Raw genomic sequence first — 15,195 nt, forward strand, 5'->3', positions numbered from 1 at the left:
GGTCCCTCAGCCCGCGCCACACGGCATACGTCAGTTCGGGCTCAGCGGAAGCCGAGCGCCTCGCTGAGCCAGCTCTCGGCGCCGTCGGCCTCGAGACCGGCCTCGACGGCGGCAGCCGTGCGCGGCGACGGCCACCCGTGCACCCAGAAGAGCGCGAGCCCGCCCGGCAGCGCGATGAGCAGGGTCAGCCACGAGTGCGGGGTGAAGACGAACGAGCACGCGAACGCCACGAGCACGGGGGCCTCGGCCAGCGCGGTGCGCAGGGTCGTCGTCGACGTGAAGTAGCGCAGGCTCGTCGTCTCCGCGTTCTCGCGCGGCAGGCCGTGCGGGAGCGCCGGAACGGCATACCCGACGTAGCGGATCAGGGTGGCCGACCCGACGAGCGTGGCAAGCACGATGCCGACGGCCCACGGTGACGGCAGGGGCGCCGACGGGTCGACGAGGATCCGCACGGCACTGAGCATCAGGGCTCCCATGCCGACCGCGACCGACACCATCTGGATCGGGCGCAGGGCGGCGCTCTCGGGGGAGGCGAAGGGGCCGGGAGGGGTGCTCATGGCTCCCGAGCATAGGCGCGGGGGCCCGGCGGACGATCCGCGCATTTAGCCATCCGCCGCGCGGCCTATAGCATGGTGCGCTGGCCCGTCCGTTCACCGTCGACGACCACGTCGGCACCAGCCCCTATGGAGTACCCCGCAGTGAAGAGTGCGCTCGAGACCCTCAGCCCGACCCGGGTCAAGATGACCGTCGAGGTCCCGTTCGAGGAGCTCAAGCCGAGCCTCGACGCGGCCATCAAGCACATCGGTGAGCACATCCAGGTGCCCGGCTTCCGCAAGGGCAAGGTGCCGGCCCGCATCATCGAGCAGCGCGTCGGCCGTGCGGCCGTCCTCGAGGAGGCCGTCAACAACGCCCTTCCGACGTTCTACGGCCAGGCCCTCGAGGAGAACGAGGTTCGCCCGCTCGGCCAGCCCGAGATCACCGACCTCCAGGTGCCCGCGACCGACGGCGAGGACTTCGTCTTCACGGCCGAGGTCGACAAGCGTCCCGAGATCGACCTGCCCGACTTCAGCGACATCGAGCTGACCGTCGACGAGGCCAAGGTCGAGGACGAGGCCGTCGAGCAGCGCCTCACCGACCTCCGTGCCCGCTTCGGCACGCTCAAGGGCGTCGACCGCGCCGTCCAGGACGGCGACTTCGTCTCCATCGACCTGTCCGCCGAGATCGACGGCGAGCAGATCGACGAGGTCACCGGTGTCTCCTACGAGGTCGGCAGCAAGAACATGCTCGAGGGCCTCGACGAGGCGCTCGTCGGCATGACGGCCGACGAGACCAAGCAGTTCACCGCCCCCCTCGCCGGTGGCGACCAGGAGGGCCAGGACGCCAGCTGCACCGTGACCGTCACCGCGGTCAAGGAGCGCGAGCTGCCCGAGCTCGACGACGAGTTCGCCCAGCTGGCCTCGGAGTTCGACACGCTCGACGAGCTCAAGGCCGACCTCACGGCCAAGGCCGAGGTCGACGCCAAGTTCGCCCAGGGCGTCGCGGCCCGCGACCAGCTCCTCGAGGCCATCCTCGAGAAGATCGAGGTCCCGATCCCCGAGAGCATCGTCGAGGCCGAGGTGCACAGCCACCTCGAGGGCGAGGGTCGCCTCGAGGACGACGAGCACCGTGCCGAGGTCGGCGAGAGCACCCGCAAGGGCCTCAAGACCCAGCTCGTCCTCGACGCCATCGCCGAGAAGGAAGAGGTCAAGGTCGAGCAGCAGGAGCTCATCGAGTTCCTCGTCATGAGCTCGCAGCAGTACGGCATGGACCCCAACCAGTTCGCCCAGTCGCTCGACCAGGAGGGTCAGATCCCCGCCATGGTCGCCGAGGTCGCCCGCCGCAAGGCGCTCGCCACGGTCCTCGAGAAGGTCTCCGTCAAGGACACCGCCGGCAACGTCATCGACCTCAACGAGGCCGTTCCCGGCACCGAGGGCGACGAGGACGAGGCTGTCGACGCCGCCGAGGGCACCGACGAGGCGAAGGCCGAGAAGGCCGACGCCTGACCGTCACCACCACGAACGCCGTGAGGCCGGCTCCCGCTCGGGAGCCGGCCTCACGCCGTGTCCGGGTCCCACCTACGGGGTGGCCCCGCTGGTGTCCCCGCGGTTGTCCACCCGGTGGCCCGGGTACGTGGCCTACGGTCGCCGTCCGGCGGCACGCACCTCGACGAGGGAGCCAGAGATGAGCAGCACCGACGAGTCGGCCGCAGGCATGGCGGACACCGACATCAACAGCACCGACGCCGACGGCACCAACGTCCCCGGGCACGACGACGGCAGCGACGGGCCCGCGCCGCAGGGCCAGGGCGACGACGCCGACCGCGGCAACCTCGACGGCAGCAACGCCGTCGACGAGCCGCGGGACCGCTCGCTCGACCAGGCCGGCGGCAACGGCTCCTTCGACGACGCGTCCGAGCAGACCGGCCCCGAGAGCGACGCCTCCGACCTCGGCGACTCGGGCCAGGACAACGGCCTGACCGACTGACCGCGCTCGACCCACCGACCCCGCCGGACGGCATACGACCGGTGGGGTCCGTGCGTGTGGTTGCGCCCCTCCCGCTCAGGTTTGTGCGCTCACGGCGAACACGGCGCGGTTCGGGAAATCTGGCCGAGGGGTCGGGCGTTAGGGTCAGTGACGAGCCAGCCAGGCGCCACATCCCGTGGCGAGAGGCTGGACCACTTCGACGATGGAGACACGGTGATTTCGGAGACCTCCGCCAACGGCAACGGCATGCCGGGTGGTCTGGACGACCACATCTACAACCGCCTGCTCAAGGAGCGGATCATCTTCCTCGGGTCCGACGTGCGCGACGACAACGCGAACGCCATCGCCGCGCAGCTGCTGCTGCTCTCGGCCGAGGACCCTGAGAAGGACATCTGGCTCTACATCAACAGCCCCGGCGGTTCGATCTCCGCCGGCATGGCCATCTTCGACACGATGAACTGGATCCCCAACGACGTCGCCACCGTCGCGATGGGCATGGCCGCCTCGATGGGCCAGTTCCTGCTGTCGGCCGGCACGCAGGGCAAGCGCTATGCCACGCCCCACGCCCGCGTCATGATGCACCAGCCCTCGGGCGGCATCGGCGGCACCGCCACCGACATCAAGATCCAGGCCGAGCAGATGCTCTACGTCAAGAAGCAGATGGCGCAGCTCATCGCCGAGCACACCGGGCAGACCGTCGAGCAGATCGAGAAGGACTCCGACCGCGACCGCTGGTTCAGCGCGGAGGAGGCCAAGGAGTACGGCTTCGTCGACCACGTGTTCAGCCGCTCCGACCAGGCGGTCGAGGGCAAGGGTGTCGGCCAGGCCGACGCCAAGGCCGAGAACTGACCGCGGCCTGACCAGGACTTGGAGACACGCATGAACATCGAACCCACCAACCGCCTCGCGGTGGCCCAGCCCTCGAGCCGCTACATCCTGCCGCAGTTCGAGGAGCGCACCTCCTACGGCATGAAGCGGTCCGACCCCTACAACAAGCTCTTCGAGGACCGCATCATCTTCCTCGGCGTGCAGGTCGACGACGCGTCGGCCGACGACATCATCGCCCAGCTGCTCGTGCTGGAGTCGCTCGATCCCGACCGCGACATCCTCATGTACATCAACAGCCCGGGTGGCTCGTTCACGGCCATGACGGCCATCTACGACACGATGCAGTTCGTCCGGCCCGACATCCAGACGTTCGTCATCGGACAGGCCGCCTCGGCCGCCGCCGTGCTCCTCGGCGCCGGTGCACCGGGCAAGCGCTTCGCCCTGCCGAACGCCCGCATCCTCATCCACCAGCCGGCGCTCTCGGGCGGCGACTACGGCCAGGCCTCGGACATCGAGATCCAGGCCAACGAGGTGCTGCGCATGCGGACGTGGCTCGAGGACACCCTCGCGCACCACACGGGGCGCACGTCCGAGCAGGTCCGCAGCGACATCGAGCGCGACAAGATCCTGTCGTCCGAGGACGCCAAGACCTACGGCCTCATCGACGAGGTCCTCGCCTCGCGCAAGGCCTCGCTCGAGGACTGACCTCCCGCTCGTCACGAGCACGTGTGCCGCTGGGCCGGGCTCCGCCGGGACCCGGCCCTCGGCGTACCTGCTTGGATGTTCGGTGAACCTGGTGTCGAGCGTGGAGGTGCGGTCATGGCGAGTGCGGAGTTCGAGCAGGCTGTCGAGTCGGTCAAGGGCCTGACGACCGACCCCGGCAACGAGGTCAAGCTGCGGCTCTACGGCCTCTTCAAGCAGGCGACGGCCGGCGACGTGAGCGGGTCGCGTCCCGGCTTCACCAACCCGGTCGGGCGCGCGAAGTACGACGCGTGGGCCAAGCTCTCGGGCACGGCCCCGGAGGCGGCGCAGGAGCAGTACGTCGCGATCGTCCGCGACCTCACGTCCGCCTGACCCGCCCTCGTCCCGCCGTGGCTGGATCTCTGCGGCGGACCGGGCGCTGCGGCCGCGATCATCCCACCACGGCTGGGGTCTGGAGGCCTGTGGACGACTTCTGCGAACGCCGTCCGGACCGCGCAACGATCGGGCATGCCGACTGCACAGCCGTTCCGCCGAGGTCAGCGGCCTCCTGGCGTCACCGACTGGCACTTGCGCACGTCACGGTTTCGACGGCTCTTCCACGACGTCTACGTCGACCGAGAGGCCGAGCTCACGCCGCTCCTGCTGGCGAGGGGAGCCCTCCTCGTCGCGCCGGACGCAACGGTCTCGCACCACAGCGCAGCGCGCCTGTGGGGAGCGGTCGTTCCGGACGACGGCTTCGTGCACCTGACCTGTCCTACTCGCCGTCCGCAGGTCGAGGGCATCCGCACCCATCGGTGCGGCCGCCCGAAGCGGGCGACGAGGTGGCGTGGCCTACCCGTCACGACCCCGGTCCAGACGTTCCTCGACCTCGCCGCTGTGCTCAGCCTCGTCGACCTGGTCGTGCTCGGCGACTCGCTCGTGCGGCGGAAGCGAGTGACGGTCGACCTGCTCGTCGAGGCAGCGACCGCCCATCGAGGGACGGGTGGGCGGCTGGCTCGCAAGGCTGCACGGTTGGTGCGCGCCGATGTCGACTCGGCCATGGAGTCGCGCCTTCGCATGCTCATGGTGCTGTCGGGCCTGCCCGAACCCGTGGTCAACCACAAGATCCACTGGCCCCACGGTGAGGTGCGGTTCCGTCTCGACCTCAGCTATCCGGACGACGGCCTCGTCATCGAGTACGACGGGTGGCAGCAGGTGGACTCGCAGACGCAGTGGGGCTCCGACCGCGACCGGCGCGAGTGGCTCGACGGCAACGACTGGCGCATCGTCGTCGTCATCGCCAAGGACCTCCACCGCACACCGGCAGCGACCCTGTCCAGGATTCGCGCGGCGATGCGGGGCCGTGGCATGCCGGTCCCGCCGGTCGACGACGAGTGGCGGCGGCACTTCCCGAGCACGTCGGAGGACCTGCGGGAGCCGGCATGAGCGTGGGTCCCGCCGTGGCGGGATGTTTGCGGTCGGGGCGTCCGCTTGACCGCAACGATCCAGCCACGGCGCGACCGGCGAGGCGGCACGTCGGGAGCTCGCGCCCTACGCTGCGCGTCATGAGGACGTATGTCGTGCGGCTGGTCGCGCTCGTCGGTCTCGTGGTCGTCGGGTTGGTGGCGACCCCCTCGTCCGCGCTCGCCTCGTGCGCGGGCCGCGAGCCCGCCCAGGTGGTCGCGGACTCGGACGTCGTGCTCACCGGGCGCGTCACCGCGGTGGACGACTCGGGTGGTGACCACAACCCGCGTCCGGTCGCCTGGACCATTGCGGTCAGCGCGGTCCACCGGGGCAGTGCGCCGCAGACCACGCACGTCCGGGCCTTGACCGAGAGTCCCGACCTCGTGAGCTCGGGCGGGAGCTACGTCTTCGCCCTCGTCGAGTCCGGCGGCGAGCTCACGGGCACCGGCTGCCAGGACGTCGTCGCCACCGGCACCGATGCTGCCGGAGCCCTCATGGCTGCCGCCGGTCCGGCCCGGGCGCCGGCTGCGGACGGCGCCGTGCTCCCCGGTGCTGCGGCTGTCGACGTGGGAGGCGGAGGGATGTCGCTGACGACGATGCTCGTCATCGCGCTCGTGGGGCTGCTCGTCGTGACGTTCGGGGGTCTCGCGCTGGCGATCGGTCTCGGGCTCCTCACCCGTCGGCGGCGTGGCCGGACCGATGGCAGCGACGATGCGCCACAGCGCGATTCGAATGGAACGCCGTTCAAGTGACAGCCTCGTCGTTTGTCCGCCATCAGCGGACAAGCGGCGTTGCGCGAGCGGGAGGGGGCCACCTCGTCGTCTAATAGGAGTCGGCCCCTAGGTTGGGGCCTGCCGGGTGCACCCCAGCGTTCGGCGCCGACGAACCAGGAGCGAATCGGTGGCACGCATCGGAGAAGGCGGAGACCTCCTCAAGTGCTCTTTCTGCGGGAAGAGCCAGAAGCAGGTCAAGAAGCTCATCGCCGGTCCCGGTGTGTACATCTGCGACGAGTGCATCGACCTCTGCAACGAGATCATCGAGGAGGAGCTCGCCGAGAGCAGCGAGCTGGGACTCGACCACCTGCCGAAGCCGCGCGAGATCTTCGACTTCCTCGAGAACTACGTCATCGGCCAGGACGTCGCCAAGAAGTCGCTCGCCGTCGCCGTCTACAACCACTACAAGCGCATCCAGGCCGGTGAGGGCGTCAAGCGTGACGACGACCACATCGACATCGCGAAGTCGAACATCCTGCTCATCGGCCCCACGGGCTCGGGCAAGACGTACCTCGCGCAGACGCTGGCCAAGATGCTCAACGTCCCGTTCGCCATCGCCGACGCGACGGCGCTGACCGAGGCCGGCTACGTCGGCGAGGACGTCGAGAACATCCTCCTCAAGCTCATCCAGGCCGCCGACTACGACGTCAAGAAGGCCGAGACGGGCATCATCTACATCGACGAGGTCGACAAGATCGCCCGCAAGAGCGAGAACCCGTCGATCACGCGCGACGTGTCCGGCGAAGGTGTCCAGCAGGCCCTGCTCAAGATCCTCGAGGGCACGACCGCGTCCGTGCCCCCGCAGGGCGGGCGCAAGCACCCGCACCAGGAGTTCATCCAGATCGACACGACCAACGTGCTCTTCATCGTCGGCGGCGCCTTCGCCGGCCTCGAGAAGATCATCGAGTCGCGCTCGGGGCGCAAGGGCCTCGGCTTCGGCCAGCCGCTGCACAACCCCAAGGACCTCGGCGACAGCTTCCAGGACGTCATGCCCGAGGACCTGCTGAAGTTCGGTCTCATCCCCGAGTTCATCGGCCGCCTGCCCGTCCTGACGACGCTGGCGCCGCTCGACCAGCAGGCCCTCGTCAACATCCTCACGGTGCCGCGCAACGCGCTCGTCAAGCAGTACCAGAAGATGTTCGAGATCGACGGCGTCGACCTCGAGTTCACTGACGACGCCATCGCCTCGGTCGCCGACCAGGCGCTGCTGCGCGGCACGGGTGCTCGCGGACTGCGCGCCATCATGGAGGAGGTCCTCCTCCCCGTGATGTTCGACGTGCCGAGCGACGACGAGATCGCCAAGGTCGTCGTGACCCGCGAGGTCGTGCTCGACAACGTCAACCCGACGATCGTGCGTCGCGAGGCCGAGCCGCGGGCCAAGCGTCCGCGCAAGGAATCTGCCTGACCCTCATGACCGCCCGCGCCGCGTCCGCGTGAACGGAGGCTGACCCGTGGTCGCTCCCTTCCGGCTCGTGGCCGGGGACCACGCGCCCGTGCAGCAGACGAGCACGACGTGCGGGTCGGCCTCGTTGACCGTCGCCCGCATGCTCGCCAACCCGATGTTCGCGCAGTGGATCCGGGACGGCATACGCAAGGATGCGCGTGACGGGGACGTGCCGGACGGTGGCACCGAGGCCCAGCGCTTCGCCGCCTACGAGCAGGTCGTCGCGTCCCGCACCAATGCCGTGGTCGGCGCGGGACGCCGGCTGCAGCTGCCGTGGCCGCGGGCGCTCGGCACGCCCCCGTGGGGCGCGCTGAACGAGCTCGAGTACGGCGCCGCCGATCCCGAGGCCGACTACGACCTCGCGTGGTTCCGCCAGCGCGGACGCGTCGGGCTCCGGCACACGTATGCCGCCCTCCGCGCCCGGGTGCGTCCCGGCCGTCCAGCGCTCCTCTACGTCGGCAACGCCTGGGCGCCGCGGCACGTCGTGCTCGTCCTGCCGCCGACGGGGGAGCAGGAGCTCGACGTCTACGAGCCGTCGGTCGGGCGCGTCGTCGACCTCCCGGAGCACGCCTTCGTCGAGCGCCGTCTCGCCATCGCCGGCTGGGACGTGCCCTGGGCCGCCGTCTGGGCCGATCCCCACCCCTGACACGGCGAGAGGCCACCGTTCGCATGAACGGTGGCCTCTCGATGGCCTCTCGATGGCCTCTCGATGGCCTCTCGATGGCCTCTCGATGGCCTCTCGATGGGTCGAGCAGGTCAGCCCATGTGGGCCGGGGCCGCGCCGTCGGTCGCGAGCTCCTCGTGTCGCACGTGGAGCGCGACGAGGGTGACGACGCCCGCGACGGCGATCATGATCGCCGCGACGAGGTAGGCGCGGCTGGCGCCGTAGGTGAACGCCTCGTCGGCGATCATCTTCTGGGCCGCGGCCAGCTGCTCCTTGGAGGGAGCCGGGCCACCCTGCGGCAGCTTCGCGGTCAGCTCGGCGACCTTGTCGCCCATGTTGTTGACGAAGATCGTGCTCAGCGTCGCGAGGCCGAGCGTGCCGCCGACCTGCTGCATCGTGTTGAGCACGGCCGAGGCCACCGAGGAGTCCTCGTGCGCGACGCCGTGGACGGCCGTCAGGGTGAGCGGCACGAAGATCAGGCCCAGGCCGAAGGCGAGGACGACGATCCACGGCAGCAGGTCGGCGGCATACGTGCTCTGCGGCGTCAGGTGGGTGAAGCCCCACATGCCGAGCGCAGCGAAGCCCGCGCCCGCGCCGGAGATCCAGCGGGGGTCGACCTTGGCGATGAGGAACGACGCGAGCTGCGCGGCGACGACGATGCCGACCGAGAAGGGCAGGAACGCGAGGCCCGTCTTGAGCGGCGAGTAGCCGAGGATCGTCTGGATGTAGATGCCGAGGAAGTAGAACATCGCGAACATGCCGGCGCCAACGATGAGCATGACGAAGTAGGACGTGCCGCGGGTCCGGTCGCCGGGGATGCGCATCGGCAGGAGCGGGTGCTTGACCCGCGTCTCGATGACGACGAAGGCGACGAGCAGGACGACACCGATGGCGAGGTAGGTGACCGTCGTGGCGTCACTCCACGAGGTGCTCGCGGCGTGGGTCAGGCCGTAGACGAGCGAGGAGAGGCCGGCGATCGAGGTGATGGCGCCGGGGATGTCGAGCGTGCCGCCGCCGTCCTCGGACTCGGTGAGGATGCGGAGGGCGAGGATCGCGACGACGATGCCGATCGGCAGGTTGATGAAGAAGTTCCAGCGCCAGTCGATCTCGGTCAGCGCACCGCCGAGGATGAGGCCGATGGCGGCGCCGGCACCGGACATGGCGGCGAAGACGCCCATGGCGCGGTTGCGCTCCTTGCCGGCCGGGAAGGTCGTCGTGATGAGCGCCAGCGCGTTGGGGGCGGCGAGGGCGCCACCGAGGCCCTGGACGGCGCGGGCGGCGAGCATCATCGCCTCGTTCTGGGCCACGCCGGCGACGAGCGAGGCCAGCGTGAACAGCACGATGCCCCAGAAGAAGAGCCGACGCCGGCCGTAGAGGTCACCGAGGCGACCGCCGAGCAGCAGCACGCCACCGAAGGCGAGCGTGTAGATGGTGATGACCCACTGGAGGTTCGCCTGGCTGAAGCCGAGGTCGGTCTCGATGTGGGGCAGCGCGATGTTCACGATGGTGCCGTCGAGCACGATCATGAGCTGGGCGGCGCAGATGACGAAGAGCGCCAGGCCGAGGCGCTTCGGCGGGGTGTCGTGGGAGGTGAAGTCGCTCTGGGGCTCGTCCACCTGATCGACCGTGGTCGAAGACATGGGTGTTCCTCTCGAAGGCATGCAGGTGTGGTGGTGGGTCGCCCCGACGCAGGCCGGCTCAGCGAGTGCTGGGCGCGGGCGCGAGGGTGGCGGCGCAGGCCGGGAGGACGACGCTGTCCACGAACTCGGCGATGCGGTCCGGCCCGGGTCGACGTCCGGAGAGCAGTGCCTCATGGATCGACAGGGACGGGAGGATCATCAGCAGGGTGTCGAGGTCGGCGTCGGCGCCGACCTCACCGCGCTCTCGGGCGTGCTCGAAGATGGTGCGGGTGGCCTCGATCTTCGGGGCCAGGAACCGCTCGTGGATGCCGCGCGCCAGCTCTGGCTCGCGGTGGATGACGGGGAGCAGCGCCCCCCACGTGCCGATGACGACCTCGTCGTCGAGGCCTCCGTCGGCGCAGGCCTGGGCGAGCAGGTCGCCGCGCAGGCTCCCGGTGTGGGGGTCCTGCTCGGCGGGGCAGTCGATGAAGAGCCCGACGGCGTCGATGACGAGGTCGCGCTTGTGCGGCCAGCGTCGGTAGAGCGTCGCCTTGGACGCTCGTGCGGCCGTGGCTACGGCGTCGAACGTGAGCCGGTCGTAGCCGCTCTCGCGCAGGACGTCGATCGCGGCCTCGAGGATCTCGACCTCGCGGTCGCCGGCGACACGCGGACGGCTCGCGTGTGCGGCGTCCGTCGTGCTCGCGCTGGTCGTGCTCATGCTCACCCCGGTCCCACCCCGACGAAACGAAACTGTTTCGTTTCATCATAGAGTAGATCGGGACGGGCCTGTTGGCAAACCACGTGTCGAGCCTTCGGTGCGTCGACCTGGCCGGCCGTCCCGCCCCGACGGACGGAACGGCTCAGACCCGCTCGACGGGCGGGCTCGTGCGCACGAACCACAGGCCGGCGGCCACCCCGCCGAGCCCGATGACGTATGCCGCCGGGACGAGTCCCGGCGAACGTCCGGCGAGCAGCCCCGCGAGGATGGCGACGGGCACGGCCGCCGCGAAGGCGAGGGCCGTGTGGCGTACCCAGCGACGGCTGGTGGCGGCCGTGAACGACCCGGCCGGTGGTGACGACGCAGAGAGCGCGGTCGCCGCATGGCCGACGACGCAGCCGGCGGCGGCCGGCAGCGACCACCACGAGAAGCTCCCCGCCGGGGTCAGCGTGAACCACCCGTAGAGCAGCAGGGTCCAGTAGACGGCAGGAGCCGCCGAGCCGGCCCAGGCCATCGTGACCAGCGGCAGCAGCACGAGCGCCCACCAGAGGGAGTCGAACCCGCCGACCGCGAGGGAGAGGCTCGCGAGGTAGACGGCGACACCGCCCATCGCCGCGCCGGTCGCGCCGAGCTGGCTCAGCGACCACTCGGGTCCGGCGCCGAACCGCACGGTCCGGCGCAGCCGGACGCGGCGGGCCACCGACGGCGGACGCGTCGACCGCAGCAGCTCCTGGGGCAGCGGGTCCTCAGCAGGTGCGCGCACGGTCACCGCCTCGCCATCCGTGGTGCCGACGCCCGGCGCGCGATGTCGCGGAGGACCTGGTCGAGGGAGCCGGCGCCCCGCCAGGGCACGACCGGGACACCGCGCAGCCGGAGGTTGTGCACCTCGGCGTCGCGCGACAGCAGCCGGATCCGCCAGGCCAACGCCTGGTAGATGCTCGACGGGTCGGCGACGAGGTGGTCGGGGAACGTGTCGACGACGACGACGGTCATGCCGCGCGCCGCCAGCGTGTGGGCCAGCGTCACCATCGTCGGGTCGATGAGCGGTGAGAGGACGAGGCACAGGGCGTTGGGGTCGACGCCGCGGATCGCGTGCTCGCCGGTGTCGCGTCGCTCGGTGGCCGGCGAGATCGCGGCGAGCGTGTCGAGCACGCGCCGGAGGTGGTTCGTGCCGGAGCCGACGCCGAGGGTCGGGACCTCGGCCGCGCCGACGGTGCGCAGGGTCAGCCGGTCGTTGCTCCGGAGGAAGTGCTCGCTGATCGCGCCGGCGGCCCGCACCGTGACGTCGAGGCTCGTCGGGCGTCCGTCGATGCCCTCGCGAGGGCCGACGTCGCTGAAGCAGTCGACGAGCAGGAAGACGTGGGCGTCCTCGTCGGTGAACGTCGACGTGACGTGCAGGGCCCCCGTCCGCATCGAGACGGGCCAGTGGATCCGCCGCAGCCGGTCACCCGGGTGGAAGCGGCGGATCGTGTTGAACTCCGAGCCGGACCCGGGCCGGTTCGACCGGTTCAGCCCGACGATGCCGCGGGGGTGCGGTGTCGGGGCGCTCGCGTCGAAGGAGGCCGGCACGGGGAGGGTGGCGGAGTCGAGGTCCGGCAGGTCGACGGGGCCGGCGCGGAAGGCTCCCCACGTGCTGACGAGCGCGACGCTGACGGTGCCGACGCGACGTCGTCCCCAGCGCGTGGACCGCAGCCCGAGCGTCGCGGCCCCGTCCTCGAGCTCGGCGATCCCGCTCGACGGCTTGCGCTCGACCCACGGGGCCTGGGCCAGGGTGACGACGCCGTGGACGTCGTGCAGGGCTGGCTCGGTGGTCACGTAGACCCCGGTCGCCGACCCCTCGCGCAGCGTCGAGTCGCCGAGTCGCGCCGTCGCGGTCACCTCGGTGCGTGGCCGTGCGAGGTGGCCCCACAGCGCGGCGACGACGAGCGGCGCCACGATGACGAGCAGGTCGGCCCGGCGACCGACGACGGCGACGATCGCGCCGCCGGCGGCGAGGAGGATCGCCCGCTGGTGGGCAGCGGTCGGCTCCCACCCGCCGAGTCGGCGCGTGGCTGTCCGGTGGGGGCGCCAGGGCTGCACGGGCTCTCAGCCGCCAGCCGCCGGGCCCGCTGACGAGTCGGCGACCGGTCCCGGTGCCAGGTGCTCCCGGGCCGACGGGGTCGCGACCGTCCGAAGGAGGCTCTCGACGATGCTGCGCCCCGACGCGTTGCTCATCCACAGCTCGGGCTTGACGGTGATGCGGTGCGCGAGGACCGGCACGGCCACGGCCTTGACGTCCTCGGGGGTCACGTAGTCGCGACCGTCGACGACGGCATACGCCCGGGCGCACAGGAGCAGGCCGAGCGCGCCACGGGGAGAGGCGCCCATGAGGACGTCGGCGTGGGTGCGGCTGGCTGCGGTCAGTGCGACGCAGTAGCGCCCGACCGACTCGTCGACGGCCGTCGCCTCGATGGCCGCCTGCATGGCGAGCAGCTGCTCCGCGTCGACGATGCGGCGCAGCTCCTGCTCCTCGCGCTGGCGGGCCATCCGGTTCGAGAGGATCTCCCACTCCTCGTCGAGGGTCGGGTAGCCGAACGAGATGCGCATGAGGAAGCGGTCGAGCTGCGCCTCCGGGAGCGGGTAGGTCCCTTCGTACTCAACGGGATTCGCGGTCGCGAGGACGTGGAAGGGTCGGGGCAGCTGGAAGGTGCGGCCCTCGACCGTCACCTGCTTCTCCTGCATCGCCTCGAGGAGCGCCGCCTGGGTCTTCGGCGGCGTCCGGTTGATCTCGTCGGCGAGGAGCAGTCCGGCGAAGAGGGGCCCCGCGCGGAACTCGAACTCGCCCGACCGCTGGTCGTAGATGAACGAGCCGGTGATGTCTCCGGGCAGCAGGTCGGGCGTGAACTGGGCCCGCTTGAAGTCGAGCCCCAGGGTCTGGGCGAAGCTGCGTGCCGCCAGCGTCTTGCCGAGGCCGGGGAAGTCCTCCATGAGGACGTGCCCGCCGGCGAGGATGCCGGACAGGACGAGCCGCAGCGACTCGCGCTTGCCGACGACCGCCCGGTCGACCTCGTCGAGGACGGCACCGCTCAGCTCACTGACCCGGGTCAGGTTCATCTCGGTCATGCGCTACCACTGCTCGATTCGTCGGAGGATGGGGTCGAGGCGCTGGGGACGGTACAGGTCGGCTGGGGGCAGGCCGACGAGCAGGTCCCACAGCTCGGGTGGCGTCACACCCTGGGCCCACTTCGGCTCCTCCTCGGCGACGATGCCGTGCCGGGCGTAGAGCCGTTCGCGGATGAGCACCTGCAGCTGCAGGTGCAGGTCGTGCACGACGCTCTCGCGCCCCTCGCGGCGGGTGTTGGCCGCCTCGAGCCGTCCCGCCAGGTTGGTGACGCGGAAGTCGTTGCCGCGCGAGTGCCCGCCGAGGTCGCCGTCGACGAGGGGCCAGACCGTCAGGTGCTGCGGCGCGGTGTGGTCGATGAGGTGCCAGACGAGCAGCGCGGCGGCGAGCAGGATCACGAGGAGCACCGGCACGTCCGGTGCGAGACCGAGCCCCGCCGTGAGTGCCGCCAGGACCACCCACGTCAGGAACAGGCCGACGAGTCGACGACGCCACGGGCGCAGCGCCAGGGCGATCTCCCGGGTCCGCGAGGGCGCCCGGCGGACCGCGCCGCGGGGGAGTGGCCGTCCGGCCGACGCCGCTGCCCGCTGGCGCGCCTCGCGCGCCTCGCGCCGGGTCCGAGGAGGTATGCCGTCCGGCTGGCTGCTCACGACGACTCCTCCCGCGCGGCCGCCGACGCGCCACGCTCGGCAGCCTGCCGCGAAGCCACCTGCTCGAGGTCGGCGATGAGGACCCGGAGGTCAGCGATCGCCCGGTCACGGTGGCTCTCGCCGAGGTCGTGGACCGAGAAGCGCGCCTCGCGGTAGAGGGCGGCGAGGTCGCCCAGCCGGGCGGAGTCGACCGGCCACACGCCGATGACGCGCTCGGTGTACTCCGTCGACGTCTCGGCGGTCAGTCGCGGCAGTCCGGTCGCGGCGGCGGAGGTCTCGAGTCCGAGCCAGGCCGCGACGATGGCGTTGCGGGGCTCGCCGCTCTCCAGGTCCCGCAGCCGGTCCCGCGCCTCCTCGAGGAGCTCGGTGGGCACGAGCGGGATCGCGAAGTCGGGCTCCTCGTGCAGCTCGAGGTGCGGGCGCCGGCGCAGCAGCGACCGGACCAGCTGTGCGAGGACGACGAGCACCACGAGGGCTGCCAGCACGAGCACGATCTGGACGAGGGTGACGAGCACGGGAGACGGGTCGAAGGGCGTCGACGTCGACGTCGACGTCGGCCGGGGCGGCGTCGCGGAGGGAGGCAGGGACGTCAGGGTCGGCAGCGGCGTGAACGTCTGCGCGTCGAGCGGGCGGGACAGCAACGGCACGGGTTGGCCCAGCGCGGCCACGACCAGAGCGGCCATGACGACGGCGCCACCCACGATGGTGACCTGAGCCCCCCGCCTCGACAT

Annotated in this window: 17 protein-coding genes; 9 read left to right on the top strand and 8 right to left on the bottom strand. The window is 71.0% G+C overall.

What is annotated here, in order from left to right; translation table 11 throughout:
- Positions 1 to 41: 41 nt before the first annotated feature.
- Positions 42 to 557, bottom strand: coding sequence for a hypothetical protein (locus tag ASE25_RS20235; protein WP_056775930.1), 516 nt, complete (start codon positions 555 to 557; stop codon positions 42 to 44).
- Positions 558 to 698: 141 nt separating this feature from the next.
- On the opposite strand from ASE25_RS20235, the gene tig reads away from it, so the two are divergent.
- From tig to ASE25_RS20280, 9 genes are all read left to right on the top strand, one after another.
- A complete protein-coding gene (gene tig / locus ASE25_RS20240; protein WP_056775932.1) occupies positions 699 to 2,042 on the top strand; it encodes a trigger factor in 1,344 nt (447 codons plus the stop codon).
- Positions 2,043 to 2,220: 178 nt separating this feature from the next.
- Positions 2,221 to 2,523: a hypothetical protein gene (locus ASE25_RS20245; protein WP_056827175.1), complete on the top strand. Its 303-nt coding sequence runs from the start codon at positions 2,221 to 2,223 to the stop codon at positions 2,521 to 2,523.
- Positions 2,524 to 2,769: 246 nt separating this feature from the next.
- Positions 2,770 to 3,372, top strand: a complete 603-nt coding sequence (locus ASE25_RS20250; RefSeq protein ID WP_056777619.1) for an ATP-dependent Clp protease proteolytic subunit — start codon at positions 2,770 to 2,772, stop codon at positions 3,370 to 3,372.
- 30 nt (positions 3,373 to 3,402) lie between these two features.
- Positions 3,403 to 4,056: an ATP-dependent Clp protease proteolytic subunit gene (locus tag ASE25_RS20255; RefSeq protein ID WP_056759361.1), complete on the top strand. Its 654-nt coding sequence runs from the start codon at positions 3,403 to 3,405 to the stop codon at positions 4,054 to 4,056.
- 114 nt (positions 4,057 to 4,170) lie between these two features.
- Positions 4,171 to 4,425, top strand: a complete 255-nt coding sequence (locus ASE25_RS20260; RefSeq protein ID WP_056775935.1) for an acyl-CoA-binding protein — start codon at positions 4,171 to 4,173, stop codon at positions 4,423 to 4,425.
- Positions 4,426 to 4,560: 135 nt separating this feature from the next.
- Positions 4,561 to 5,478 (top strand): hypothetical protein, encoded by a 918-nt coding sequence (locus tag ASE25_RS20265; RefSeq protein WP_235508767.1) that lies wholly within the window; start codon positions 4,561 to 4,563, stop codon positions 5,476 to 5,478.
- A 119-nt stretch (positions 5,479 to 5,597) separates the two neighbouring features.
- Entirely contained in the window at positions 5,598 to 6,248 is a 651-nt protein-coding gene (locus tag ASE25_RS20270) for a hypothetical protein (RefSeq protein ID WP_157623523.1), read from the top strand.
- A gap of 148 nt (positions 6,249 to 6,396) precedes the next feature.
- Positions 6,397 to 7,674: an ATP-dependent Clp protease ATP-binding subunit ClpX gene (gene clpX / locus ASE25_RS20275; protein WP_020144518.1), complete on the top strand. Its 1,278-nt coding sequence runs from the start codon at positions 6,397 to 6,399 to the stop codon at positions 7,672 to 7,674.
- Positions 7,675 to 7,720: 46 nt separating this feature from the next.
- On the top strand, positions 7,721 to 8,359 hold the full coding sequence (locus ASE25_RS20280; RefSeq protein ID WP_056775942.1) for a hypothetical protein: 639 nt from the start codon (positions 7,721 to 7,723) through the stop codon (positions 8,357 to 8,359).
- A gap of 110 nt (positions 8,360 to 8,469) precedes the next feature.
- On the opposite strand, the gene ASE25_RS20285 is transcribed toward ASE25_RS20280, so the two are convergent.
- The 7 genes from ASE25_RS20285 to ASE25_RS20315 form a co-directional block, all read right to left on the bottom strand.
- A complete protein-coding gene (locus tag ASE25_RS20285; protein ID WP_056827178.1) occupies positions 8,470 to 10,017 on the bottom strand; it encodes a DHA2 family efflux MFS transporter permease subunit in 1,548 nt (515 codons plus the stop codon).
- A gap of 58 nt (positions 10,018 to 10,075) precedes the next feature.
- Positions 10,076 to 10,714: a TetR/AcrR family transcriptional regulator gene (locus ASE25_RS20290; RefSeq protein WP_235508768.1), complete on the bottom strand. Its 639-nt coding sequence runs from the start codon at positions 10,712 to 10,714 to the stop codon at positions 10,076 to 10,078.
- Between the two features lie 142 nt (positions 10,715 to 10,856).
- A complete protein-coding gene (locus tag ASE25_RS20295; protein WP_235508769.1) occupies positions 10,857 to 11,477 on the bottom strand; it encodes a hypothetical protein in 621 nt (206 codons plus the stop codon).
- Between the two features lie 2 nt (positions 11,478 to 11,479).
- Positions 11,480 to 12,793: a DUF58 domain-containing protein gene (locus ASE25_RS20300; RefSeq protein ID WP_056827179.1), complete on the bottom strand. Its 1,314-nt coding sequence runs from the start codon at positions 12,791 to 12,793 to the stop codon at positions 11,480 to 11,482.
- Between the two features lie 6 nt (positions 12,794 to 12,799).
- Positions 12,800 to 13,816, bottom strand: coding sequence for a MoxR family ATPase (locus ASE25_RS20305; protein ID WP_056775958.1), 1,017 nt, complete (start codon positions 13,814 to 13,816; stop codon positions 12,800 to 12,802).
- A gap of 3 nt (positions 13,817 to 13,819) precedes the next feature.
- A complete protein-coding gene (locus ASE25_RS20310) occupies positions 13,820 to 14,464 on the bottom strand; it encodes a hypothetical protein (protein WP_056827180.1) in 645 nt (214 codons plus the stop codon).
- Complete coding sequence (locus tag ASE25_RS20315; protein ID WP_056827181.1) at positions 14,461 to 15,195, bottom strand: DUF4129 domain-containing protein; 735 nt, start codon at positions 15,193 to 15,195, stop codon at positions 14,461 to 14,463. The genes ASE25_RS20310 and ASE25_RS20315 overlap by 4 nt, the downstream gene beginning before the upstream one ends.

The organism is Terrabacter sp. Root85 (genome assembly GCF_001429185.1).
Taxonomy (GTDB): domain Bacteria; phylum Actinomycetota; class Actinomycetes; order Actinomycetales; family Dermatophilaceae; genus Terrabacter.

Bases quoted from the DNA above. Each gene is read 5' to 3' on its own strand.
- ASE25_RS20235 (WP_056775930.1), bottom strand. From the start codon at position 557: ATGAGCACCCCTCCCGGCCCCTTCGCCTCCCCCGAGAGCGCCGCCCTG.
- ASE25_RS20245 (WP_056827175.1), top strand. From the start codon at position 2,221: ATGAGCAGCACCGACGAGTCGGCCGCAGGCATGGCGGACACCGACATC.
- ASE25_RS20250 (WP_056777619.1), top strand. From the start codon at position 2,770: ATGCCGGGTGGTCTGGACGACCACATCTACAACCGCCTGCTCAAGGAG.
- ASE25_RS20255 (WP_056759361.1), top strand. From the start codon at position 3,403: ATGAACATCGAACCCACCAACCGCCTCGCGGTGGCCCAGCCCTCGAGC.
- ASE25_RS20260 (WP_056775935.1), top strand. From the start codon at position 4,171: ATGGCGAGTGCGGAGTTCGAGCAGGCTGTCGAGTCGGTCAAGGGCCTG.
- ASE25_RS20265 (WP_235508767.1), top strand. From the start codon at position 4,561: ATGCCGACTGCACAGCCGTTCCGCCGAGGTCAGCGGCCTCCTGGCGTC.
- ASE25_RS20270 (WP_157623523.1), top strand. From the start codon at position 5,598: ATGAGGACGTATGTCGTGCGGCTGGTCGCGCTCGTCGGTCTCGTGGTC.
- ASE25_RS20285 (WP_056827178.1), bottom strand. From the start codon at position 10,017: ATGTCTTCGACCACGGTCGATCAGGTGGACGAGCCCCAGAGCGACTTC.
- ASE25_RS20290 (WP_235508768.1), bottom strand. From the start codon at position 10,714: ATGAGCACGACCAGCGCGAGCACGACGGACGCCGCACACGCGAGCCGT.
- ASE25_RS20305 (WP_056775958.1), bottom strand. From the start codon at position 13,816: ATGACCGAGATGAACCTGACCCGGGTCAGTGAGCTGAGCGGTGCCGTC.
- ASE25_RS20315 (WP_056827181.1), bottom strand. From the start codon at position 15,195: ATGTCGAGGCGGGGGGCTCAGGTCACCATCGTGGGTGGCGCCGTCGTC.